This window comes from Arthrobacter koreensis (assembly GCF_009193255.1).
GTDB lineage: Bacteria > Actinomycetota > Actinomycetes > Actinomycetales > Micrococcaceae > Arthrobacter_B > Arthrobacter_B koreensis.
In genome coordinates this window covers 560,517-581,146 of record NZ_WACG01000001.1, presented here as the reverse complement: position 1 = coordinate 581,146, position 20,630 = coordinate 560,517, and the positions used below count along the sequence as shown (strand labels likewise).

Genomic DNA, 20,630 nt, shown 5'->3' with positions numbered 1-20,630 from the left:
GGTTCCGGCCGGAACAGCGACGGCGGCGCTCCCCGAACCCGGGGTGCGCCGCCGTCGTCGTGTCCGGCCGGGCCGGAGGCCTAGCGGAAGTTGATGAACCTCTAGACAATGGTTGGGCTCCGCTGAGTATGTCGTTTTACCGCTAGCTTTCGGGCTTTATGGTGTTGGTGCTGCATGGCCGAATAGGTGCGTTTGTGGACCTGCGGCGGACTTTCTGCGGACTAACCCCGCCTCCCAAACGGATCCGGCTCCGGTTCGGCAGTCCAGTCGTTGGCTGCGTTCTTGCGGTCGCGGACCCATGCGACGAGCTTTTCAATGTCGTCCGCGTGGAGCATGATGCGGTTTTTGCTGAGCCGGGTGTGGATGCCCGAGACTCGGCAGTAGTTGCGGAGTTCGGTTTTGGTCATCCCGAGTTCGGGAGCCACTTCTTCTGGGGTTCGAAAGACGGTGTTCTCGTTATTGGGCGTCATGCAGGGCGAGCCTATCCGTGAGGCTGGATCCAGCTAACTAGGCTCACTAAGAAATGTGGGGATTTGCATAGGAGTAAGGATGGCCGAGAGTGGCTGAGAAGATGGCTTATACAGTCCAGGAAGCGGCCGCAGCATACGGTGTCAGCGCAGACGTCATCCGGGCCCACATCAAAGCCGGCAACCTCGCAGCTCGCTATCCAACATCTCGGCCCATCATCGGTTCTGAAGAGCTCAAAGACTGGTTTGACGCTCTGCCCTCGGAGGCGCCTAGGGGCTAGACCCTGCCCCCTGTGTCTCCTACGGAAGGACGCCAGCGGCGTCCAGGGCGATTTGCAGGAATGGATAGGGCCCCACCAGCGCACTTTAGTCCCGAAGTTTGCGGAGTGCTGCTGCGATGCGGTCTTTGTCGTATCCGCCGTGTTGTGTGCCGGCTACGATTTGCGCTATTTCGTCTTGCTGTGCGGGGGAGAAGCGGTAGAGGCGGCCGATCCTGTCGCAGGGCCATTTTCCCGAGCTCGCTTTCCGGCGGACCGTATCGGCCCCGATCCGGTACTTGGCGGCCATCTCCTGGGCTGTCGCGTAGGACTCTGATGAACGGGCCATGGTTAGGCGGATCCTTTGATGAACGTCATGCGCGGGAGTCTAGGTCAGTGGCGCGTCTTCGAGGCTCACATCTGAGGTGCATCTACGATCAGGCCATGACAGATGACGGACGAAGCCTAACGGTCGAGCAACTCGCAGAGAGATGGCAACGCCGGCCCCAATGGATCACAAAGGCCGCCCGTGCTGGAGACATTCCCGGTGCTTGGAAACTCGGGCATCTCTGGCGGTTCCGGCTAGTCGAGATCGAGGCCTACGAACTCGCACAGCAGATCCAGCCGAGAGCGGCAGACGAGAGTTGGCAGCCTTTTGGGGATGGCCCAGGCCCTGACAGTATCTTCGCTCTGACTCCACTGGCTCTGAAACGCCTGCAGAACAAGCAGCGCCGAGAGCTGGGGCACTTCTATTTTTCTGGGGGAACGGAAGGTCCTGCTGTCTGTCATGAAGCCAGAGCCTAGCCCTAGCTGCATCGGGCGGGGGCCGGTCAGAACCGATCTTGGGCGCGATCAGTCTTCGCTTAGCAGGGAATGCTGCGCCGCGACTGAAAGCAAGGTTGAAAAGATGATTTCACCTGGCTCAGGCTTTATGCCTACAGCTCCTTGTGGCTCTGGTAGCCAATCGTCGGAAGGGACTTCCTTGAAGGACGAGAGGATCAGCGCAAAGGTTTCTTTATCCGTAACGCCGCACATGGAAATGGCAAGATATGCATCCTCATGGTCCTTGATCCTGATACGAACACGAACCTCAGAGCGCTCGGTGAAGAGGAGAGACTCGGTTTGGCCGCTCCTCATTGACGCACGTCCAACGGTTCGAATTGCCCTTTTGACCGCTTGTTGTGCCTCGACAGCACGCTCTGCGTCCCAGCGCATCCAATCCCACTGAACCGGTGTCCTGGTGGTGGGGTCCTCTGGCAAGTTGTCATAGAAGTCATCCTGCCTGCTGTCCTGCTTGCGGTGCCCGGCGTCGCTCAGCCACCACGAAACAGGGAGGTCCATGCCTGGGTGGGGGCATTCGAATGATCCAACAATCCCGCGTAGATCGTTTACTTTAGCCTGATACCAAGGCTGGTCGTTCAAGCTCTGGATCCGCACCGAACCGCCCGCAGCTACTTTTCCGGGGACAGTTTGTGCTTTAACGACCAGGGGATGGTCAAGTTTGCTGAGGTCAACGCCCAAATCCGGGACTGCGATGGCGAGTTTGTCGAGTACGGCCTTAGACGGGCGTACGAAAGGGGACTCAGGCATGGATACATCCTAAGTCCCCTTCGGTATTATTCTGGAACGCCACCCAGTTCGTCGAGCTCAGATTTAGTGTATCCAGTCATCATCGACACAACTGCAGCATTGCTGCCGTCTAGTTTGTGCATGACTTCTTGGATGCTCGCGTTCAGTTCGTCTCGGTGAGCCTCGATATAGTCGCGAACTGCAGCATCAACAAGATCTTTCTTGCTGCGGCCAAGAAAATGGGCTGCGTGAGAAATGAGCTGATCGACTTCTTCACTTACTTTAATAGGGCTATTTGTAGCCATTTATACTCCTCCTACATAGAGGGTGGGCACCGAAGGGTGCATACACAGTCTGCACCAAGTACCGAAGTACCGCAAGTCGCCCGGTGGTCTTCTACGCTGGTGCCAATATTGCGACGCTATCCGTGAGCGAGCACCAGGAGGCTAGAACGTGCACTCTTAGTTGCCCCTGTGTGACGTGTGAATAGCACGAATTCTGACCGAATGCCGCACACCGTTGCGCGGCGCAGACCGAGAAGACACTGTAACGCAGCGAACCAACGAAATAGTTACACGCGGCGGTTCGGGGGTGAGGTGCCCCTCAAGGGGGCGGCCCTGCCGTCTCGAAGGGCGACTAAGGGTTGATAGTCGCCCTCGACAGCAGCGTGGGCCACTCCTGACAGAAGTTCAAAATGCTGATTTGAGGCGATCATGTTCCATCCCCCGGGGATCGATGTGCGGTCGCATGTCGACTCATTTGCGAGTAGCCCTTGCGCTCGTGCAGCCACGATGAGCTCCCCGAGGGCATTCCAGCTACGCGTATCGATCTCGCTCATGGCTGAGAACGGTAGGAACAACAGGCTGGAATCCTTACCTCTGGAAACGGTGAATTCTGACATGGAATTACTCCTCTTCTCCGTAGTTTCGGCGGACATGAAAGTGCTCCCCAACTGCCTTGAGAGACAGCTGGGGAGCACTGTTGGCCCTACTTTGTCGTGTCAGCCCGCTGAATCGTGGAAACCTTCTCCGCTCGGATGGAGAAGACCTTGGTCTTGTCTCCATCCAAGAAGTGGAAGTACCCGTCAGCGAAGGTGTACGAGTTGCCGGCCACCTTCCGTTGGCCGTTGAGTCCTTCATTGACTGTGTATTCATACCTGTGTGCCATGTTATTTCTCTCTTTGTTTGTCGAATGTTCAAAGTCTATAAGTTGGCTCTGACAGTCCCCGGCGCCGACGTATTCGCGGGCGCCGGGGACATACGTCTGCCGCAGCGGGGATGGAAGAAAGGCATTCCTTTTCTGATAAGTCCCAGCTCATTTATCGGCATGGCGCTGGTGGATCAGTGCGGAACGTAGGCACCGCTCCCCACCATCAATCCGGCACATGCGTTGTTGCAGCCCGCCGGCGATGTTGACGCCAAGTCTTTTAGATGTCGGACGGGTTCCAGGGCCTTGAAGGCGGTTCGGTCATTAGCTGCATAAGCGCGTCGAATCCTTCCGGCATGTGTTTCTCCGCCCAAGCGGCGGAAGCGTCCCACCACGCATCCCAGCGCTCCCAAGCCTCATATCCGGGCCAAGCGTCCTCACGGAAGCTGACTGCCCAGTCGGGAATCTTGCCATCCCACGGCTTCCCATCCTCTAGGAGGACAACCTTCGGACGCCGCCTCATCGGATGCTCGAAATGCTCCGGACCCCAGAGCGCTTCTGCGGTGTTCTCGCAGCCTCCTGCTCATCTTCCAAAGGGATCCGCAGCGAAGCGACCAGCTTCGCCAGTGTCACGCGCTGCTGCCGCGCCTCCACAAGTGCCGGATGAGCCCTCACACCCTGCGGAGAAATGTTGGTTACTCCCTCGTCCCTGACGATGCTTTCCAGCTCATCCAAGGCATCTACAGTCCGTGCAGCCTCAACCAGGATGCTCAGTTCATGCTGTCCCAACTCGAACTCATCGGTGATTGAACGCCACAGTTTGCGGCCTCCAGACTTCAACCCTGAAGGGGTCTTGTGTTCCATGTGTGCCTTTCTGACCCGGCAATGGCAGGTCGATTCATCCAGATCCTCGGGGATATATCGCTATACCCGGGGGAGCGAAGTGAGGGGTGGTGGGTAGGGGCATAGGGGTGGGCGTCTAGGCGCTACCTATGGCCCCTACCCGTGAGTGGTCTAGGAGAGACCGAAGATCCGTGCCTGTCGCTTGGCCGTCGCGTGCTGATCAGCTTCGGCACGGAGGTCTCGACCGGCTTCGTTGCGTCCGCGTTCAAGCAGTTGCATTCGGGTTTTGAACTCTTCTGCTGTGGTTGCGAGTTCCACGGTGATGCCGTCGTTGAGGAGGTCCCAGATGTTGTGGGTTCTGCCGTGGTTGTTCTGCGTGCTGTGGGAGCTGAGCCGGTGGTCGATGAACTGCTGGTGTGTGGGCTTGCAGTAGGTGAGGAGCCCGTAGTGTCCGCCTGAGGCGAGCCGCACTCCCGAGGCTTCTAGGATGTATGGGAGTGCTTCTACGATCGTCGTGGCTTTGGAGAGTGCCCGGAATGCGGCGGTGATGCCTTCCGCTACGTGGTCTCGGACGCGGTCGATCTCGGTGAGTGCGTGCTTGAGGTCTCGGTGCCCGATTACGGGAATCTGTTCCCTCATGGTGTCCACGGCTTCAGTGAACTCTTCGTCCAGCTGCTGCAGTAGGTCCGGTGCGTGCGCCTTGATGTGCTCCATCTTGGCTTTGGTAATGGCGAGCTGGTTGCGGTAGTGGAATCCTCCTACCTGGTCTACGAGGAGTTTCCTCATCATGAGCTGCTGCACGCTCTTGTCTGCGAGGGGATCTTTGCCTGCTGCGACTGCCTTGTGCACTGCTGCTGTGATTTCTTCAGGGGTGGCGGCGGTGACGTTGGGTGCGGGGACTGTGGAGGGATCAAACTCGGGGAGGTTCAGTCCGGCCTTTTTCGTGGCACGTTCGAAGAGGTTGATGGTGACGAGGTTCTTGCTTGCGTCTTCGGTGATCTGAAACATGGTGTTGCCTTTCAAGAGGAATGGTTCGTGTGCCCTGGGGCATGGGGTGTCCCGTTTGCTGGTCACATGAGTAAGGCCACGCCAGCATCGCTTGCTGGCGTGGCCTTGTGTTCCGGCACGGTTAGTGTCGTTCGGTTTGGGCGGTGGATAGTTTCGGTTCGGTGCAGGCGTTGTCTGCTAGGTCGTGGAGTTGGTCTGCCAGATCCCGCGCCTCCACATCTGTCAGATGTCCTGCAAGGCCGTTCCTGGCCCATAGAGCGATCCCTGCGGTTCTGGTTCCGTCCTTGTCTTTCCATGCGTAGGGCCGAGGCTGCACGCGGGGGCGTCCGTCGGGGCTGGTTGCCTTCGATCTACTTCTTGCCATGTCAGCTCCCGTAGTTGGTGGAGTGGTAGAGGAGCCCGTCCGGGCTGATGAAGAAGTTGGGTACTTGGCATCGCATGATGAGCCCGGTCCTCTCGTCCATGTGGAGATTGGGAAGTGTGACGTTTGGTGGCAGGGATGTCTTGGGCAGGGAATCCACGTCGATGTCGATTTGTTCGCCGTAGCCTTCGCCCGGAACGGTGTTGGTCCAGAGGTAGCGTCCCAGGCTCATTTACTGACTCCTTCAATGCCGGTGACGATGATGAAGCTGTTATTCATGGGTTCCGCCTTTCGCGGGGTTTATGGGGTGAACACATGGAGTTCATGCGGTCCGTTTTCGGTTCTGGACGAACCATGAATAGAGGCCGGCGGCCCGTTCGGGAGTCGTCTTCATTGCTGTCTCGACCTCGGCGGGCGTCTTTGGCAGGAGCATTCCCAGGCGTCGGATTTCGGCGTCGGTGGGTTCCCAAGGTGCCGAAGGTGCCGAAGATGCCAGTTCTACGGGCGTAGGCATCTTGGTGGCGTCTTCGGTGGAAGGTGCCACCAACGTGCCAAGACTCTCTGCATGTGGCACCTTGGCACCTTCGGCACCTTCGAGCTGTTGGGTGGCACCTTCCGGCTCCATCTGCCAGACCCACCCGGACCCGAATGAACTCTTGACGCTGGCGATCCGCGGGTTGCGGCATCTTCTCCGGGCGTGTTTGATCTCGTTGTCGGTGAATCCGGCGGCCTTGCCTGCTTTGAGGACCTCCGCTGCTGGCGCCTCCCAACCCTCACGATCACGGATGAAGTCCGAGACGAACGCCTGTGCCGCGTTTCTGTCGTCCTGCTCGTCTTCACCGCCTGGCTCCCGGTTGATCAGGTCCGAAACGTTGGTGTCCGTTTCTCCTAGGAAGTTGACCCTGGCGACGTTGGTTGTATCGCCGTCGTCGGTTTCCACATCGACGGACTCGAGCAGGAACTTGTAGCTGCCCTTGGACTCGGCATAGTTGTTCTTGTCCTGGCTGAAGACACGCTCCCCGGTGTCAGGATCGCTGGCGAATGCGAGGTAGGACCGCGTGAGGTCTCGCCACGCATGGGAGCCGGAGAGTTTCGCGGAGACACTGCCGGCACCTTTCCCGAAGTGGTTGATCAGGACCATCGCGACTTCGCATTGCTGAGCGAGTGCCATGAGCGGTTCGTAGGCTTCCCGGACGTCCTGGACCTTATTCATGTCCCCATGCATGAGCGACGGAGCCGGATCCAGGATGATCAGCTTCGCGCCCGTCTCATGCTGGGCCTCACGAATGCTGTCCATATCCAGAGGGAAGCGGAGGGATCGCTGCCGGGTGTATTCATCAAAGGTGGTCTGCACCTCAATTTTGAAGATTCGGTCAAGGTCAGCGCCCGCTGCGGTCAGCCGGGGGATCATTACGGTCTCCCAGTCGTCCTCAGGCCCGATGATGATCACCGTCCCCTTGGTTCCTTAGAGGTCGCCGGGGAGCAGCCCCTGAGTAAGCAGCGCGGCGAGGTGCAGCATGAAGGTTGTCTTGCCCTCCCCGCCCTGCCCGGCTGCAATGGTCCCGGTTCCCAAGGGGATGACCCCTGAGCCTTTGTAGGGCTCCCAGAACCATTTCTGGCGGCGACTCTTGATGAGGCTTGCCGGGGTGAGGAGGAGACGCTTGGTTTCTGTGTGCGCCTGGTCTGTCAATCTATGCACTCCCACTTCTCATAGGTACGTACGCGCTGCCGGGGCTTTGGCGGTGGATCAGGACGTCTATCCATTCGATGCTGCTGCGGATGGTCCTGTGCATCTCGGCTCGCATGTCCGGGATCGAGTTGTAGTAGTCCTCGTGCGGGTTCATACCGTTCCCCCGCTCCTGATGTCGGCGAGGACGGTGGCGCAGAGGGGGCAGACCGTGCCAGCTCCCGTGAGACTCCCCGCGGGAGGCGTGCTTCCTACCGGGCCTTGGGCTCCGCATAGGGCTTTGATGCTCGCACCGGTGATTTGGGAGAACCTGATGTCGGTGTTCCGGTGGTAGTGGTACACCAAGGGGGTCGGTACTGGCGACACCCTTGTCTCTATGGCAGTTGATGCTTCCCTAGACATTTGCGCCTCCGAGCAGTTCGGAAGGTCGGATGCCGCGTGTATCGGCGTATCGCGCCAGGTCCTGGATCGTGTGGACTCCGAGCTGCCGCAAGGCCTCAATCTGGTCGTTGATGCTGGTTTTGTGTACAGTGACCATTAGTTGAATCTGTTCCTTTCAGAGGGATTGTTTGGCGGTCTGGACGAACTTCTTGGCGGGAGTGTCCAGGCCGCTTTTTGCTGCTTGCGAGGCGTTCATTCGAGCCTCACTGGGTGGTGGTGAAACTCTGTCCACCGTCTGGCTACGCCTTCTCCTACCGGATCAGCGTGAGTAATCCGCTTGTAGCAGTCGGGATCGTTCTGGGCGAGATAGTCGCCGGCGAGTTTCTTCGCGTGACGCACGCTCATCTTTGTGTTTGAGTCCCTGGCTGCTTCGAGGATCCATTTCTTGATGGTCGTGAAGCTTGGTAGGTCTGCTGTGGGCATGGCTATGTACCTTTTCTCAGCTGGGGTGCTTGCCGTCTGACAACGGACTTGGTGCTGCTGGGTAGATGCCTAGTTGTTCTCCTCGAATGCCTGGTTTACCCATTCGATGACGTCGGCTTCCCTGTAGACGATCCGTCCACCCAGTCGTGCAGATCGCGGTCCTGTCCCGTTGTGACGCATCCAGCGCATCTGTGCAGGCGACTTCCGCAGCATTTCTGCCACCTCGTCGAGAGTTAGTAACTTCATGGCTTTCACGGTGTCCACAGGGTTCCTGTCCTTGGGTTGCGTATGCTTGACAAGCACAGACAATCACGCATTGCCGTTGCTTGTCAACGCAACGCAATTGCAGACCCTTGACAATGGTCGTACGCTAGCCCTGTGATCGAAATCGACTACCCACTTCGCCCCTCAAACTTCGTCAACATTGGGGATGAGCTGACTATCCTCCGACGGATTGAGGCCACCGTTACGCAGGATGATCATTTGAACTGGGATCCTGAGCGGACATCCAGGGTTCGTATGGTGATCCTCTGGAGTGATGAGAGGTTCACTTATGAGGTGCGGGAATTGACCATCGAGGCGCCAGTCGATGACTTCCCTGTCACCGGGACCCTGTTGCGTAGCGTTCCGGTGCAGATGTTGCTGAAACTTTGCATCAACCGAGCTCTCCTTACGAAACAGAAGGGGAAGGCGCTCCCGCTGTTCCAGTCCATGCACAACGCAATGGGCAGTGATCCCGAGATGCTCCCTCGGATGGCGGAGAAAGGGCCGCAACCTGAGACCCTGCGATGGGTGGCCCGTCTATATACGTTGGCGAAGATCAAGTTGGTGCCGCCAGCGCAGTACGTCTCTGATGCCTTCGAAGTTCCTCTTAGGACGGCGTCACACTGGATCAAATTGGCGCGTGAGCGTGGACAGCTGACGATCTGATGGCGTCGATCCAGAAGAGGCCTGACGGGCGGTGGCGTGCCCGCTACCGCGATGAAATAGGTAAGGAGCATGCCCGTCACTTCGCCAGGAAGATAGACGCGCAGCGGTGGCTGGATGAGGTCACGGCATCGGTCGTAACCGGGACCTATGTGGATCCGAAAGCGGGGACGATCACGTTCGCGCAGTGGTTTACACAGTGGGCAGAACTGCAGATCTGGTCACGCGGGACGAGACTGTCTGCTGCCCAGGCGTTGCAATCCGTCACCTTCGCAGATCTGCAAATGAAGAAGATCAAGCCCTCCCATGTCCAAGCATGGGTTAGGTCGATGACGCTGCCTGCAGCAACTCGCAAGTCTGGTTTGTCGCCGGCAACCGTGAAAGTCCGATACAACCTGGTGCGTTCCGCCTTTAAAGGCGCCGTAGCGGATCGAGTAATCGTCTTGGACCCGTCCGACAACATCAAATTGCCTAGAGAGCGCCGCCCCGAAGTGGCTATGACCATACCGACGACGCAACAGGTGGCCTCAGCACTGAAAGCTGCGCCCGAATGGTTCGAGACCTATATAGGCGTGTGTGCCTTCGCCGGGCTTCGACTCGGTGAGGCAGCCGGCCTGCAGGTGGGCGATGTCGACTTTCTGCGGCGGACGTTGACGGTCAACCGGCAGGTGCAGGGAGAGAATCGCAAGGTGGCGGAAGTGGTGACCCCTAAGCATGGCTCAGAGCGGGTCATCTTTGTCTCTGCCCGCCTCACTGAGATGATCGCTCGTCACATTGAGCACGTGGGCGTGCATGGCGATGAACAGTGGCTGTTTTCAACGGGTGGACATCTTTGGAACAGGGGAATGGCTGGCTACTACTGGCGCGAGGTCCGCGAAGCATGCGGGATGGAAGACTTCACCCTTCATGACCTCCGGCACTTCTATGCCTCTGCTCTGATCGCCTCAGGGTGCGATGTCGCAACCGTTCAGCGAGCCCTGGGGCATTCACTGCCGTCCATCACATTGAACACCTACACCCACTTGTGGCCGACCGCGGAAGACAAAACAAGGACCGCAGCCGATGAACTCATGGCTGCGGTCCTTGACGGTCCTGCGGACTCTGAGCGGACTGAGGTCCAATAATCCGCGTCTGACTAGGTGATACGCGCTCTACCTAGCGGAAGTTGATGAACTGCAGGTCAACGTCCAGGTCCGCGCCCTTGAGCATGGCCATGGTGGCCTGCAGGTCATCGCGGGACTTGGAACTGACACGCAGCTCATCGCCCTGGATCTGGGACTTGACGCCCTTGGGACCTTCGTCGCGGATCATCTTGTTGATCTTCTTGGCCTGGTCCTGGGCGATGCCTTCCTTCATGGAGGCTTCGATCCGGTACTCCTTGCCGGAGGCGTAGGGCTCGCCGTCATCGAGGGACTTCAGGGAGATGCCGCGCTTGACCAGCTTGGACTGGAAGACGTCCAGGACGGCCTTGACGCGCTCTTCCGAATTGGCCTTCATCAGGATCTTCTCGCCGCTGAAATCAACCTCGGCACCGACGCCCTTGAAGTCGTAGCGCTGGGCAATTTCCTTCTGGGCCTGGTTCAGGGCGTTGGCAACTTCCTGCTTGTCGATCTTGCTGACGACGTCGAATGATGACTCGCTGGCCATAGTGCGCTCCTTAGGTGTGCGTGGGTTAGGTGGATATGTCCTGTGCACCAGCCTAATAGGTGGGCACGGCGTGCGGGCAGCGCCGCAGCTCACAGGAATCACCCAGCCGCAGTGGACGATCCTCCCATCTGGCTGGGAAATGGTGGGGTTCATGAGCACGACGCACCCCACCGACCCCAAGGAACCTCCGCGGACAGCCGTGCCGGCTGGCGAACAGGGACAGGCACCCGTGCCGCCCGGGAAACCGCTTCCGCCAGGTGCTGCGGCACAGGTGACCTCAGCGTCGCCGCGCCGCTCGGCTGGAATCCGGCTGCGGCAGGCAGCGGCCTCCTCGGTCCTGGCGGCTGTCTCCGTGACAGGGGTGGGCACGGCAGCGGCCCAGGCAAGCGAACCCCGGGAAGCGTCCGTCTCTTTTCCTGCCGGTGACGAGGCCGCGGTAACTGTTGCGGCGGTCCAGGAAGACGAGGCCCGGCAGGGCGCCGAACGCCTTGCCGGTGTCCGGCAGGACCTGGCGAACGCCGTCGCCTGGGGCAGTGTGACCGCCGCCCAGGCTGAGCATTTCTACGCCCAGATCAGCGCCCGGATTGCCCGCGGACTGTAGCGCGGAGGCCCGATTCGATTCTTGGCCGAATGTTCTGTAAAGTTGTCTTGCCCGCGGTTACCGCGGACAAAGTCTTCGCAAGAAGGCCTTCGGCAGATTACCCGAGCGGCCAAAGGGGGCTGACTGTAAATCAGCTGGCAATGCCTACGGGGGTTCGAATCCCTCATCTGCCACCGAAGAGAGAATATCCCCGGTCCAAGGACCGGGGATATTTTTTTGTTTCCGCACGTCCCGGGGCAGAAAAAGCGGACCGCAGGCAAAATCTCGGCATAAAAGCTCCCGTTATGGGCACGTCCCCGAGAACTCAGTGGCTAGGCCGTCTAGTGTTTCTAAGCATGAAAGAGGACCTGGCCCTGGACCGGCTTGCCGAGGATTTCCGGGAAGCGCTGCGCGAGGCCGTCTTCCTGGTGCGCCATATGGACACGGAGTTCGGGATCACTTCCAACCAGCTGGGAACCCTGCGGATGGTCGCCGGTGACGGCATGCGCGTCTCGGACATAGCCAGGAACCTGGGAGTCAAGGTGCCCAGCGCCACGGAGCAGATCATCCGCCTGGAGCATGCCGGACTGGTGCGCCGCAGCCCGGACCCGGAGGATTCCCGTGGGGTGCGGGTCAGCCTGACACCGGACGGGCGCCGCAAGCTGACAGTGGAGACCCAGAGGCGGGAGTCGCTGCTCTCCGACCTGCTGGCACGGCTGGGCGACGGGGATCGGGAAAAACTCCGCGAGGCTCTGCCCGTGATCGCCAAGGTCACGCACATGGGATTCTCCACCATGAGCTGATCCGGTTCTTCACCGCAGAGCGAACAATTGCAGACATGGCGCGGCTGGGGCGATAGCGTGGCTGGTATGGCAACTATTGACATCACCGAGGCAACGTTCCCCGAAACCATTGAGGAAAACGACATTGTGTTCGTTGACTTCTGGGCGGACTGGTGCGGCCCGTGCAAGCAGTTCGCACCGGTTTACGACGCCGTCTCGCAGCAGCACGAGGACATCACCTTCGCGAAGGTGGACACCGAGGCAGAGCAGGGCCTGGCCGCCGCCGCAGGCATCACCTCCATCCCCACGCTGATGGCGTTCCGCGAGAAGGTGCTGGTCTTTTCCCAGCCCGGCGCGCTCAACGCCAACCAGTTCAGCGAACTGGTTGAAGCGGTCAAGGGCCTGGACATGAAGGCTGTCCACGAGCAGATCGCAGCCCAGGAGCAGGGCCAGGCAGCAGCAGGCCAGGACGGCCAGGCCAGCTAGCCCCCAGCACAAGCTTTAGCAGGGAGCTCCTCCACAGCGGAGGAGCTCCCTGCTGTGCGTTAACGCCCGTAACCGTGCACGGATTGCGGTTTTTCGGGAAGATCTTCGCCCTAGCCGCGCGCACTTTTCGGTTGTAGGCTCGGACAACCCGGGGGAGCTGTGCGGCCACCGGCTGCCCGCCTGCCGGGGAACCCAGTCAACGTCGACCAAGGTTACAAGGCGAGGAATACCAATGAGCGGTAATCGAGCAGTTGCTTATATCGAACCCGGTGTCGTGGAAGTCCAGGACATCGACTATCCCACCTTCGAACTGAAAGACGGCCCGGGCGTCAACCCGGCCAACGTCGGGCGGAAACTGCCCCACGCAGCCATCCTAAAAGTCCTGACCACCAACATCTGCGGCTCCGACCAGCACATGGTCCGCGGGCGTACCACGGCCCCGCCCAACCTGATCCTGGGCCACGAAATTACCGGAGAGGTTGTTGAAACCGGACCCGATGTTGAATTCATCAAGGTGGGCGACGTGGTTTCCGTCCCCTTCAATATTTCCTGCGGCCGCTGCCGCAACTGCAAGGAACGCAAGACCGGAATCTGCCTGAACGTGAACCCGGACCGGCCGGGCAGCGCCTACGGCTACGTGGACATGGGCGGATGGGTAGGCGGCCAGGCCGAATACGCACTGGTTCCGTACGCAGACTGGAACCTGCTGAAGTTCCCGGACGCAGACCAGGCCATGGAGAAGATCATGGACCTGACCATGCTCTCCGACATCTTCCCCACCGGGTACCACGGAGCCGTTACCGCCGGAGTGCGCACCGGCTCAACCGTCTACATCGCCGGCGCCGGTCCGGTGGGGCTTGCCGCCGCCGCGGGCGCCCAGCTGCTCGGTGCCGCCGTCGTCATAGTGGGTGACCTCAATGAGGACCGGTTGGCGCAGGCACGCAGCTTCGGCTGTGAAACCGTGGACGTCTCCAAGGGAGACCCCAAAGACCAGATCGAGCAGATCCTGGGTGTTCCGGAGGTTGACTGCGGTGTGGATGCCGTTGGTTTCGAGGCGCGCGGACACGGACACGGAGCCGGGCAGGAAGCACCCGCCACCGTACTGAATTCGCTCATGGACATCACTGCCGCCGGCGGGGCCCTGGGCATCCCGGGCCTTTACGTGACCGGCGATCCGGGTGGCATCGACGAGGCGGCCAAGGTGGGTTCGCTCTCGCTCAGCCTCGGCACCGGCTGGGCCAAGTCGCTGTCCTTCACTACCGGCCAGTGCCCGGTGATGAAGTACAACCGGGACCTGATGATGGCCATCCTGAATGACAAAGTGCAGATTGCGAAGGCCGTAAACGCCACCGCGATCCGCCTCGACGATGCACCGCAGGCATACCGGGAATTCGACTCGGGTGCCGCCAGGAAGTACGTCATCGATCCCCACGGGGTCACCGGCGCCAACGCCAACTAGGCGCGCTCCGCACAGGGCCGCCGGGACGGCATCAGCACGAAGTGCGTTCCCCGGCGGTCCTTTGCGTGCCCGCACCTTCCGCCCGCAGATTACGCGTCGCTAGACTCGATGGGCCGGAGACACCCCTCCAGCTTCATGGACCTCCGGCGGCACCACTCATGCGGGCCACGAGTTGGAAGCGGGGACACCATGCGCGAACTGCTCATCTGCCGGGATGCTGCTGCAGCCCTGGACCAGGCTGCATCCCCGCCAGTGCCGGCAACAACGGGCGGACGCCATGGAGCCGCGCAGTGAACGGGGCGGATACCGCCTGGGTGCTGGTGTGCGCCGGGCTGGTGCTGTTCATGACCCCCGGCCTGGCACTGTTCTACGGCGGAATGGTCCCGGTACGGAACGTCCTGGCCATGATGATGCAGAACATCATTCCGCTCGGTGTCATCACCCTCACCTGGGTGCTGGTCGGTTACACGCTGGCGTTCAGCAACCGGGGAAACTCCGTCCTGGGCGAGTTCGACGCCTTCGCGCTGGTCGACGTCGATACGCCCCAATTCCACACCGTGGCCACGGGCGTCACCATCCCGGCCCTGGCCTTCGTGGCCTACCAGATGATGTTCGCCATCATCACACCTGCCCTGCTTACCGGGGCGACGGCCGGGCGTCTGAAGTTCGCCGGCTGGACCGTGTTCCTGGTGGTCTTCTCGATTGCGGTGTACCCGCAGGTTGCGCGCTGGCTCTGGCACCCCAAGGGATGGCTGGCACAGCTGGGAGCCCAGGACTGGGCCGGAGGACTCGTGGTACATGCCTCCGCAGGAGCTGCGGCGGCGGCCGTCCTCCTGGTTGTGGGGCGCCGCCGGGGATGGCCGAACCTCCGGACCTCGCCAAACAACCTCCCACTCATGCTGGTTGGCGGTGGGATCCTGTGGTTCGGCTGGTTCGGGTTCAACGCCGGAGACGGGCTGCAGGCCAACGCCATCGCCGCCCAGGCGCTGCTGAATACCCACGTGGCAGGCAGCGCCGCTATGGTTACCTGGCTCATCGTCGAACGCCTGACCAGCGGTCACTCCACGCTGGTAGGTGCGGTGTCCGGTGCCGTTGCCGGCCTGGCCACCATCACACCCTCCGCCGGCTACGTAAGTACGGGCTCGGCACTGCTGATCGGGCTGATCGCCGGCTGCGTGTGCTGCTTCGCGGTCCGGCTGAAGCACCTGCTGCGTTACGACGACGCCCTGGACGTGATCGCAGTCCATTTCGTTGGGGGCCTTCTCGGCTCATTCCTGGTGGGGTTCTTCGCGGACAGCAGCGTGAACCCGGTCAGTGCGGACGGGCTGTTCGCCGGCGGCGGCGGAATCCTGCTGTGGCACCAGGTGGTGGCAATCGTCTGCGTAGTGGTGTTTTCCTTCGTGATCAGCTGGCTGGCAGCCGCCCTGATCAACAGGACCCTGGGGCTGCGTGAACCCGGGCCCGAACAGGATTCCCTGGACAAGGCGCAGCAGGGCCAATCTGCCTATTCACTCAGCGGGATCACAGCCCACCCGACAACCAGCGGGCGCGGGGCCGGCGCGTCGCCGCTCGCGGCCCAGCCGGGTGAAACGTGGCATGTTATTAGCGCGGTCGTCAACACCGAACGGCTTGACGGGCTGCGCGACGCCCTGCTGATGGCCGGGGCCAGGAGCATGGAACTCACGGAGACCACCGTCTATACCGGCCGCGTCCGCACCGAGGTTTTCCGCTCCGACGTGCGGAAACTGGATTTCGAGGACCGGATGCGGGTGTACGCCGCGGTCGACGACGAGCATGAGGAAGCGGTAGCCGCTGTGCTCCGGCGCTTCGGGGCTGAACCGGAGTCCCTCCACCGGCTTGAAATCAGCCCGTAGCCGCCCCCGCCGGAACAGCTCCCGGGCCGCCGCGGCAACCCAGCGAACTGTTCCGTGCAGGGGGCCCTAGCCGCGGTGCAGCGCCACCGGTTCTGCCAACAGGGCGCTGAGGGACTCATCCAGGTCCTGCTTGGCCGCCCCGCGGGAGTGCCGGGCGAGGTCCTCTTCGGAGGCCCACTGTTCGGTCAGGACGATCCGGTCTTCGGACTCCTCGGTGATTTCATAGCGGAGGCAGCCGGGTTCGGCCTGGACCTGCTCGATCGCGATCTCCAGGGCCAGCTTGACCCGGAAGAACTCTCCGGGGTTGGGAACTAATACGGCTGTCAGGTCTACGGGTGCGCTCATTTACCCAACTCTAGGCGAACCGGCGGCCGGGGGAGCGGTCAGTGCCCGCGGTGGTCCTGAGGGGCGAGGCGGGGCCCGTAAGCCTGTTTCCGGAAACCGGTGAGGACGATCAACCGCACCACCCGCTGGCGGTGTCCGCGCCACGGTTCAAGCAGCGCCAGCATGCCGGCGTCGTCCGTCCGCTTGCCGGTGAGGGCCGCACCCACGTAGGCGGCGAGGTGGAAGTCGCCCACGGAGACGTGATCCGGCGAACCATGGGTACGCTGCAGGATCTCCGCCGCGGACCATGGGCCGATGCCGGGCAGGGACTGGAGCTTGGCGCTCACCCCGTCTCCCAGCGGTTCGGCGGCCAGGCGCTCAAGGCCCGACGCCGAGGCACTGGCACGCAGGATGGTGCGGGAACGGTGCGAATCGACTCCGGCGCGGTGCCAGTCCCAGCTGGGGATGCGCCGCCAGCCGGCGGCGTCGGGAGGAAGCATCAAGCCGGGCGGAACCGGCCCGGGTGCCGGTTCGCCGAACCGCCGAACCAGGTAGCGCCAGGCATGGACTGCCTCCATCTGTGTCACCTTCTGGCCCAGCACCACCGGTATCAGGGTCTGCAGGATCCTTCCGGTACTGGGCAGCCGCAGGCCGGGATGGTGGCGGCGGGCATCGCGGATTCCGGCAGGCAGGGTGGCAAGGAAGGAAGGGTCGTCGAAGGAGGACCAGTCGTCCTGTTCACCGAGCAGCGCAGGGACGGAAGCCAGTGCTTCATCTGCGCCCGGGCCCCAGGCCTGGGCGGAGACCCGGGCGGGGGAGCGCAATGCCCCAGCGTGCTGCCGCAGGCAGAGCGTAGCCGGACCGGCGGCGGTGCGGAAAGCCAGCCAGGCTCCGGCTGGGGAGACCTGCACGGTGGGGTCGGAGGCGCCCAGCGCCACGGTCCTCAGGGTGCCGGCGATTTCCAGCGGACGGGAGGATTCAAACTCCCTGCGCAGGCAGGCCGATCCGGAAGACATGCCACCATGCTCGCACGTCCGGAGTGAACTTCTGTCCCAAAACAGGGCAGGCAGTAAGCAAGTTTGCTACGCCGTGTTCAGCACGGCCTGTTCCTGCGCGGCACAGCCAGTAACGTGGTGCCCATGAAGTATGCCAACACTGTCCTGGACCTGATCGGCAACACCCCGCTGGTGAAACTCCACCACGTCACCGAAGGCATACAAGCCACGGTGCTGGTGAAGCTGGAGTACCTGAACCCCGGCGGATCCATTAAGGACCGCATCGCCGTGAAGATGATCGAAGCGGCCGAGGCGGAAGGCAGACTCCGCCCGGGCGGGACGGTAGTTGAACCGACCAGCGGCAACACCGGCGTCGGGCTGGCGCTGGTGGCCCAGCAGAAGGGCTACAGCTGCATCTTCGTCACTCCGGACAAGGTTGGTATTGAAAAGCGGGACGTCCTGCGCGCCTACGGTGCCGAGGTAGTGGTGACGCCCACCGCCGTCGCTCCGGAAAGTCCCGAGTCCTACTATGGTGTCTCCGACCGCCTGGTGCGGGAGATCGACGGCGCCTACAAGCCGGACCAGTTCTCCAACCCGGCGGCCCCGGCCAGCCACTACGAGTCCACCGGCCCCGAAATCTGGAATGACACCGAGGGCAGGATCACCCACTTCGTCGCGGGTGCAGGCACCGGCGGAACCATCACCGGCACCGGCCGCTACCTGAAGGAAGTCTCTGCGGACCGGGCTTCCGGCCCGGTGAAAATCATCGCCGCGGATCCGGACGGATCGGTGTACTCCGGCGGCACCGGACGCCCGTACTTCGTCGAGGGCGTGGGCGAGGACATGTGGCCGGGCAACTACGACCCCTCGGTTCCTGACGAGGTCATTGCCGTCAACGACGCCGAGTCCTTTGCCATGACCCGCCGTCTGGCCCGCGAAGAAGGCCTGCTGGTGGGAGGCTCCTCCGGCATGGCGGTAGTCGCCGCGCTGCGCGCAGCCAAGGACCTGGGGCCCGACGACGTCATGGTGGTCCTGCTGCCGGACAGCGGCCGCGGCTACATCGGCAAGATCTTCAACGACGGCTGGATGAAGTCCCACGGTTTCCTGGCCGAGACGGACCAGGACCCCACCGTTGCGGACGTGCTTGCCTCCCGCGGCGGCGAAGCAGCCCCGTACGTGCCCAAGTCCGCCACCGTACTGGAGGCAGTCGAACTGCTGGCCCGGCACGGCAGCGCACTTCCGGTGCTTGCCCACGAACCCCCCGCGGTGCTCGGCGAAGTCCACGGTTCGGTGGACGAGCGCTCGCTGACAGAGAAGCTCTTCCGCGGCGAAGCCAAGCCAACAGATCCCGTCAGCGACCACCTCTCGGCCAAGCTCCCGCAGATCGGTGCGGCTGAATCCGTGTCCGCCGCCATGGAACGCCTGGCGGATGCTGACACGCTGCTGGTCGCCTCCCGCGGAGGCTGGCACGGCATCCTGACCCGCCGAGACCTGCTCTCCTACCTCAGCGCCTAGGCCCGGCCCGCGGCACAAATCCCGACCGCCGGCCAGCCGGCACAGGAGGAACAAACCATGACTGAAGGCTTCAACACCCGCGCTATCCACGCCGGGCAGGCACCGGACCCCACCACCGGCGCCGTCATTCCGCCGCTTTACCAAAGCACCACCTACGCGCAGGACGGTATTGGCGGCCTGCGCAACGGCTACGAGTACGGCCGCGGCACCAACCCCACGAGGGATTCGCTGCAGGCCCAGCTGGCAGCCCTTGAAGGCGGACGCCACGCCTTCTCCTTCAGCTCTGGGCTGGCTGCCGAGGACGCCCTGATCCGCGCCCTGCTCGCACCCGGGGACCACATTGTCCTGGGCAACGATGCGTACGGCGGAACCTACCGGCTGATCAACCGGGTGCTCTCGGCCTGGGGCATCACCAACGCAGCCGTGGACATGTCCAACACCGCTGCCCTGGAAGCGGCCATCGCCGCCGGGAACACGAAAATCGTGTGGCTGGAAACGCCGTCGAACCCCATGATGAAGATTTCGGACATCGCCGCAGTCGCGCAGGCGGCCCACAGCGCCGGCGCCCTGCTGGTGGTGGACAACACCTTCGCTTCCCCGTACCTGCAGCAGCCGCTCGCCTTCGGCGCGGACATCGTGGTGCATTCGACCACCAAGTACATTGGCGGCCACTCGGATGCGGTGGGCGGTGCGGTGATCCTGAACGACGACGCCGCCGCTGAAAAGATCGGTTTCATCCAGTACGCCGTGGGTGCCGTTTCGGCTCCGATGGAAGCCTGGCTCACCACCCGCGGGCTCAAGACCCTTGGAGTGCGCATGGACCGGCACTCCTCCAACGCCATGGCCGTGGCCCGATGGCTGAAGGAGCAGCCCGCCGTCGAGTCGGTGCTCTATCCGGGGCTGGAAGAGCATCCCGGCCATGAGCTCGCCAAGGCACAGATGAAGGACTTCGGCGGCATGGTCTCCGTGAGCTTCAAGGGCGGGGAAGCCGCAGCCCGCAAGGTGGCGGAGTCAACGAAGGTGTTCACGCTGGCCGAATCGCTTGGCGGAGTTGAATCCCTGATGAACTACCCCTCGGAAATGACCCATGCCTCCGTAAAGGGAACAGAGCTGGCCGTGCCGGAAAACCTGCTGCGGCTCTCGGTGGGAATCGAGGACGTTGAGGACCTCATTGCGGACCTGGACCAGGCGCTGAAGCAGCTCTGATTCCGCCGTGTGGCGGTGCGCCTAGCGGCGTCCCGCCAGACGGCGCCGACGGACCCGGGGGTCCGTCACTGCATAGAAGCGGCTGCTTTGCGGCAGCCACAGCAGCACCGCGCAGGCCAGCAGCAGGGCGCCGAGGGCCATCAGCGACGGGCCGCGGAACAGCAGGGGAACGCCGGCGATGAGAGCCAGGGTGGTCAGGGTTTCCCGGCTGCTCCGCTTTCCCCGGCGAAGCCGCAGGGAGTAGAAGGCGGTAAGGGCACCGAGGGCGATCCCCAGGATTCCCAGCGTCAGCAGGCCCTGGGAATCCTGCCGCTGTGTCTGGGCGGTCAAAAGGAAGGATGCGCCGGCCAGGATCAGGACGACGGCGGCAATCAGCCAGGCTGCCGTGGCCAGCCGCATCGCTGCGGGCATCGGGGTCCGGGGATGTGTCTTGCTCACGCTGGGTCTCCTTAGTGGGATCCGCCTGCAGCCACCGCAGGTATCCCGTCCACTGACTACGGTAGCGGCAGCCGCGGCCCCGCGGTTTGAACATGACGAACGCCACGGTAAGTCCGTCCGCCTGATTGCGGGACACCAGCGGCAAAATCGCCTCCTTCCCCCGTCAGCGCCGGGGCAGGCGGGTAGAGTGTGCCT

At 62.3% G+C, this 20,630-nt stretch carries 28 protein-coding genes and 1 tRNA gene; 10 read left to right on the top strand and 19 right to left on the bottom strand.

All coding sequences use genetic code 11. From position 1 onward, the window contains the following. Positions 1 to 221: 221 nt before the first annotated feature. The 15 genes from GD628_RS02710 to GD628_RS02650 all read right to left on the bottom strand — a co-directional run bounded on the left by GD628_RS02710 (position 222) and on the right by GD628_RS02650 (position 8,448). Positions 222 to 470, bottom strand: a complete 249-nt coding sequence (locus GD628_RS02710; protein WP_152273753.1) for a hypothetical protein — start codon at positions 468 to 470, stop codon at positions 222 to 224. Between the two features lie 363 nt (positions 471 to 833). Beyond that, positions 834 to 1,073 carry a MerR family transcriptional regulator gene (locus GD628_RS02705; protein WP_152273752.1) on the bottom strand — a complete coding sequence of 80 codons (240 nt, stop codon included), beginning with the start codon at positions 1,071 to 1,073 and terminating at the stop codon, positions 834 to 836. 503 nt (positions 1,074 to 1,576) lie between these two features. Next, positions 1,577 to 2,314, bottom strand: coding sequence for a hypothetical protein (locus tag GD628_RS02700; RefSeq protein ID WP_152273751.1), 738 nt, complete (start codon positions 2,312 to 2,314; stop codon positions 1,577 to 1,579). Between the two features lie 26 nt (positions 2,315 to 2,340). Next, positions 2,341 to 2,598: a hypothetical protein gene (locus GD628_RS02695; protein ID WP_152273750.1), complete on the bottom strand. Its 258-nt coding sequence runs from the start codon at positions 2,596 to 2,598 to the stop codon at positions 2,341 to 2,343. Between the two features lie 682 nt (positions 2,599 to 3,280). Next, positions 3,281 to 3,460 (bottom strand): hypothetical protein, encoded by a 180-nt coding sequence (locus GD628_RS02690; protein WP_152273749.1) that lies wholly within the window; start codon positions 3,458 to 3,460, stop codon positions 3,281 to 3,283. Between the two features lie 498 nt (positions 3,461 to 3,958). Then, entirely contained in the window at positions 3,959 to 4,303 is a 345-nt protein-coding gene (locus GD628_RS02685) for a terminase (protein ID WP_152273748.1), read from the bottom strand. Between the two features lie 150 nt (positions 4,304 to 4,453). After that, the gene (locus GD628_RS02680; RefSeq protein WP_152273747.1) at positions 4,454 to 5,290 is read right to left on the bottom strand and encodes a hypothetical protein; all 837 of its coding nucleotides are present in this window, start codon (positions 5,288 to 5,290) and stop codon (positions 4,454 to 4,456) included. 365 nt (positions 5,291 to 5,655) lie between these two features. Further along, positions 5,656 to 5,883 (bottom strand): hypothetical protein, encoded by a 228-nt coding sequence (locus GD628_RS02675; protein WP_152273746.1) that lies wholly within the window; start codon positions 5,881 to 5,883, stop codon positions 5,656 to 5,658. Between the two features lie 90 nt (positions 5,884 to 5,973). Next, complete coding sequence (locus GD628_RS02670) at positions 5,974 to 7,101, bottom strand: AAA family ATPase (protein WP_152273745.1); 1,128 nt, start codon at positions 7,099 to 7,101, stop codon at positions 5,974 to 5,976. Positions 7,102 to 7,116: 15 nt separating this feature from the next. Then, positions 7,117 to 7,350 (bottom strand): hypothetical protein, encoded by a 234-nt coding sequence (locus tag GD628_RS02665; RefSeq protein WP_152273744.1) that lies wholly within the window; start codon positions 7,348 to 7,350, stop codon positions 7,117 to 7,119. Then, complete coding sequence (locus tag GD628_RS16440; RefSeq protein ID WP_193313183.1) at positions 7,343 to 7,495, bottom strand: hypothetical protein; 153 nt, start codon at positions 7,493 to 7,495, stop codon at positions 7,343 to 7,345. Before GD628_RS16440 ends, GD628_RS02665 begins: the two co-directional genes overlap by 8 nt. Then, positions 7,492 to 7,740 carry a DUF3039 domain-containing protein gene (locus tag GD628_RS16960; RefSeq protein WP_152273743.1) on the bottom strand — a complete coding sequence of 83 codons (249 nt, stop codon included), beginning with the start codon at positions 7,738 to 7,740 and terminating at the stop codon, positions 7,492 to 7,494. The genes GD628_RS16440 and GD628_RS16960 overlap by 4 nt, the downstream gene beginning before the upstream one ends. Further along, entirely contained in the window at positions 7,733 to 7,876 is a 144-nt protein-coding gene (locus GD628_RS16435) for a hypothetical protein (protein WP_193313182.1), read from the bottom strand. Before GD628_RS16435 ends, GD628_RS16960 begins: the two co-directional genes overlap by 8 nt. A gap of 95 nt (positions 7,877 to 7,971) precedes the next feature. Next, the gene (locus GD628_RS02655; protein WP_152273742.1) at positions 7,972 to 8,202 is read right to left on the bottom strand and encodes a hypothetical protein; all 231 of its coding nucleotides are present in this window, start codon (positions 8,200 to 8,202) and stop codon (positions 7,972 to 7,974) included. Between the two features lie 69 nt (positions 8,203 to 8,271). Further along, a complete protein-coding gene (locus tag GD628_RS02650; RefSeq protein WP_152273741.1) occupies positions 8,272 to 8,448 on the bottom strand; it encodes a helix-turn-helix transcriptional regulator in 177 nt (58 codons plus the stop codon). 132 nt (positions 8,449 to 8,580) lie between these two features. On the opposite strand from GD628_RS02650, the gene GD628_RS02645 reads away from it, so the two are divergent. Further along, the gene (locus tag GD628_RS02645) at positions 8,581 to 9,132 is read left to right on the top strand and encodes a hypothetical protein (RefSeq protein ID WP_152273740.1); all 552 of its coding nucleotides are present in this window, start codon (positions 8,581 to 8,583) and stop codon (positions 9,130 to 9,132) included. Next, on the top strand, positions 9,132 to 10,253 hold the full coding sequence (locus GD628_RS02640; protein ID WP_152273739.1) for a tyrosine-type recombinase/integrase: 1,122 nt from the start codon (positions 9,132 to 9,134) through the stop codon (positions 10,251 to 10,253). Before GD628_RS02645 ends, GD628_RS02640 begins: the two co-directional genes overlap by 1 nt. Before the next feature lie 31 nt (positions 10,254 to 10,284). On the opposite strand, the gene GD628_RS02635 is transcribed toward GD628_RS02640, so the two are convergent. Continuing rightward, positions 10,285 to 10,776, bottom strand: a complete 492-nt coding sequence (locus tag GD628_RS02635) for a YajQ family cyclic di-GMP-binding protein (protein WP_055239270.1) — start codon at positions 10,774 to 10,776, stop codon at positions 10,285 to 10,287. Between the two features lie 151 nt (positions 10,777 to 10,927). Between GD628_RS02635 and GD628_RS02630 the strand changes: the two genes are divergently transcribed. The 6 genes from GD628_RS02630 to amt all read left to right on the top strand — a co-directional run bounded on the left by GD628_RS02630 (position 10,928) and on the right by amt (position 15,957). Continuing rightward, positions 10,928 to 11,377, top strand: a complete 450-nt coding sequence (locus GD628_RS02630; RefSeq protein ID WP_141653632.1) for a hypothetical protein — start codon at positions 10,928 to 10,930, stop codon at positions 11,375 to 11,377. Positions 11,378 to 11,468: 91 nt separating this feature from the next. Continuing rightward, a tRNA-Tyr gene (locus GD628_RS02625) sits at positions 11,469 to 11,550 on the top strand. 162 nt (positions 11,551 to 11,712) lie between these two features. Further along, positions 11,713 to 12,159: a MarR family winged helix-turn-helix transcriptional regulator gene (locus tag GD628_RS02620; RefSeq protein ID WP_152273738.1), complete on the top strand. Its 447-nt coding sequence runs from the start codon at positions 11,713 to 11,715 to the stop codon at positions 12,157 to 12,159. 66 nt (positions 12,160 to 12,225) lie between these two features. Next, positions 12,226 to 12,624, top strand: coding sequence for a thioredoxin (gene trxA / locus GD628_RS02615; protein WP_091602462.1), 399 nt, complete (start codon positions 12,226 to 12,228; stop codon positions 12,622 to 12,624). 232 nt (positions 12,625 to 12,856) lie between these two features. After that, positions 12,857 to 14,083, top strand: coding sequence for a formaldehyde dehydrogenase, glutathione-independent (gene fdhA / locus GD628_RS02610; RefSeq protein WP_091602465.1), 1,227 nt, complete (start codon positions 12,857 to 12,859; stop codon positions 14,081 to 14,083). A 290-nt stretch (positions 14,084 to 14,373) separates the two neighbouring features. Next, positions 14,374 to 15,957, top strand: coding sequence for an ammonium transporter (gene amt, locus GD628_RS02605; RefSeq protein WP_218054922.1), 1,584 nt, complete (start codon positions 14,374 to 14,376; stop codon positions 15,955 to 15,957). Between the two features lie 66 nt (positions 15,958 to 16,023). On the opposite strand, the gene GD628_RS02600 is transcribed toward amt, so the two are convergent. After that, a complete protein-coding gene (locus GD628_RS02600; RefSeq protein ID WP_091602471.1) occupies positions 16,024 to 16,302 on the bottom strand; it encodes a putative quinol monooxygenase in 279 nt (92 codons plus the stop codon). A 38-nt stretch (positions 16,303 to 16,340) separates the two neighbouring features. Next, the gene (locus tag GD628_RS02595; protein ID WP_152273736.1) at positions 16,341 to 17,297 is read right to left on the bottom strand and encodes a DNA-3-methyladenine glycosylase family protein; all 957 of its coding nucleotides are present in this window, start codon (positions 17,295 to 17,297) and stop codon (positions 16,341 to 16,343) included. Positions 17,298 to 17,420: 123 nt separating this feature from the next. Here GD628_RS02595 and GD628_RS02590 point away from each other — a divergent pair, with 123 nt between their 5' ends. Next, entirely contained in the window at positions 17,421 to 18,791 is a 1,371-nt protein-coding gene (locus tag GD628_RS02590; RefSeq protein ID WP_152273735.1) for a cystathionine beta-synthase, read from the top strand. A gap of 57 nt (positions 18,792 to 18,848) precedes the next feature. Next, entirely contained in the window at positions 18,849 to 19,997 is a 1,149-nt protein-coding gene (locus GD628_RS02585; protein ID WP_152273734.1) for a cystathionine gamma-synthase, read from the top strand. Positions 19,998 to 20,018: 21 nt separating this feature from the next. Here GD628_RS02585 and GD628_RS02580 read toward each other — a convergent pair whose 3' ends face one another. After that, the gene (locus tag GD628_RS02580) at positions 20,019 to 20,435 is read right to left on the bottom strand and encodes a hypothetical protein (protein ID WP_152273733.1); all 417 of its coding nucleotides are present in this window, start codon (positions 20,433 to 20,435) and stop codon (positions 20,019 to 20,021) included. Between the last annotated feature and the right edge of the window lie 195 nt (positions 20,436 to 20,630).